This is a genomic window from [Borrelia] finlandensis (genome assembly GCF_000181875.2).
In the GTDB taxonomy this organism is placed as follows: domain Bacteria; phylum Spirochaetota; class Spirochaetia; order Borreliales; family Borreliaceae; genus Borreliella; species Borreliella finlandensis.
Genome location: NZ_ABJZ02000007.1, coordinates 1 through 1,215 on the forward strand (window position 1 = coordinate 1; position 1,215 = coordinate 1,215).

Annotated in this window: 1 protein-coding gene; it reads right to left on the minus strand. The window is 43.4% G+C overall.

The genetic code is table 11. From position 1 onward, the window contains the following. Positions 1 to 87: 87 nt before the first annotated feature. Entirely contained in the window at positions 88 to 1,206 is a 1,119-nt protein-coding gene (locus BSV1_RS04550; RefSeq protein ID WP_008882912.1) for a variable large family protein, read from the minus strand. Positions 1,207 to 1,215 lie beyond the last annotated feature (9 nt).

A 1,215-nucleotide genomic window follows, 5' to 3' on the forward strand; every position in this document is an offset into this window, starting at 1 on the left:
TAATAATAAAGGGATAAAGTTCTGCACTTTATCCCTTCAAGTCGAAAAGAACACATTATATGTGAAAAGAAATTTCCTTGTATTGTACTATTTTCTATGAGCAGCACCAGCACCAGCATCACTAGCACCCTTAACTGCAGTAACAATGGTCTTTAGACCAGCGTCAACAGCCTCCTTAACTATGCCTGTCAAAGCCAGGATAGTCTTATTGACACCACTTTCAACAGCACTTTTCACCCCATCCTTTTGATTGTCATTATTAACAGCAAACTTTCCATCCTTAGCCATTCCCCGCAGCACAATAGCAGCAGCAACCTTACTATTCTGATCCATACCATTACCAAAAGCACCACCTTGCGCAGCCGCCCCAATAGCAGCCGAAATCGGATTAGTAGCCTCAGCAGCAGCAGCACCAGCACCAGCCCCACCATTCTTAGCAGCATCAACAATCTCTTTCAATATCTGCTCACCACTAACCGCATTTATAGCCCCAGCCGCTTTCTGTGCTTGCGCATCACTAGCACCCTGACCAGCACCATTAGCCCCAGAGAACAAATGCCCCGCACCCGCATTATCAGTCCCAGTAGCAGCACCATCACCAGCAGCTTTTAACAACTCTTTTTTTTCTTCCTTACCAGCCCCAGCTGCCTTCTCAGCAGCATCAACAATCGCCTTCATCCCATTAGCAATCCCTTTAACACTGTTTGTATCAGCTGCACCGCCACCAGCACCAGCCCCACCAGCATTCACAACATTCCCAATCGAAGTCTCATCACTACCAGCCGCTCCAGCAGCCTTCTTAGCAGCTTCGGCAATTGCTTTTAACTTTTCGCTAATTTCTTTGATAGCACTTTCAACAGCACTTCCTGTATTATTTGCAGTGTCCTTTCCAGGTTGATCTTTGGTGCCTCCCCCGTTTTCTTTGGGTAAGCTAGCAAGGCTGGAAATTGTCGTTTCTAGTTTTGTAGCTATTGAGTTAAAATATTTTTGTACTTCGGATTTTTTTGGATCTGCTTTTAGTCCAAATGCGTCTGCAACTAATCCCCCAAAAGAGGTAAACACATCTAGGAATCCATTACCTAACTTTATAATTGACTGGTAAAATTCTTTTTCTGGATCGTTTGTAGAAACTTCTCCAGCATTGCTTTTACAGTTGATAAAAGCAATGAAAGCAATCAATAATATTGCACTTGAAATTTTTTTCATATTAGTCTC